This is a genomic window from Variovorax sp. WDL1, assembly GCF_001541225.1.
Taxonomy (GTDB): domain Bacteria; phylum Pseudomonadota; class Gammaproteobacteria; order Burkholderiales; family Burkholderiaceae_C; genus Variovorax.
In genome coordinates this window covers 1,101-1,584 of sequence record NZ_LMTS01000082.1, presented here as the reverse complement: position 1 = coordinate 1,584, position 484 = coordinate 1,101, and the positions used below count along the sequence as shown (strand labels likewise).

The 484-nt window shown below is 65.1% G+C and carries 1 protein-coding gene; it reads left to right on the top strand.

Annotated elements, in window-relative coordinates:
• Positions 1–57 precede the first annotated feature (57 nt).
• Positions 58–484, top strand: a 427-nt coding sequence (locus APY03_RS42425; RefSeq protein ID WP_198161239.1) for a transposase, incomplete at its 3' end; no start/stop codon positions are given.

The window sequence follows — 484 nt, the reverse complement described above, 5'->3', positions numbered from 1 at the left end:
ACATCAAGTCAAATGTGTCCAAGGTTCGGGGGTCGGTCCAGATTTAGGTGGACACCTATGGAAGACTCCAAGCGCGTGAGCCGGCGGCGGCACGCGGCCGATCTGAAGCGGCAAGTGTTGGCCGCGTGCGCGGAACCTGGAGCCTCGGTGGCTCAGGTGGCGTTGGCCCACGGCCTCAATGCCAACCTCGTTCACAAGTGGCGCCGCACGGTCGACGTGGGAGGAGTCGACTCGAAGAGCGACGACCGGCAAGCCGAATTCGTCTCGCTCACGCTGGCGCCAGGCTCTACCGTTGCGAGTGACATCCATCTCGAGCTCCGTCGAGGCGCGATCGCGGTGAACGTGACCTGGCCGTTGAGCGCGTCAGGGGCTGCGCGAGATCCTCAGGTGATCCGGGTCGACGCACTGTGGCTTGCCATCGAGCCGTTGGACATGCGCGCAGGCACCGAAGCGGCGCTGGCACGCGTGGTTCGTGGTTCGTGTG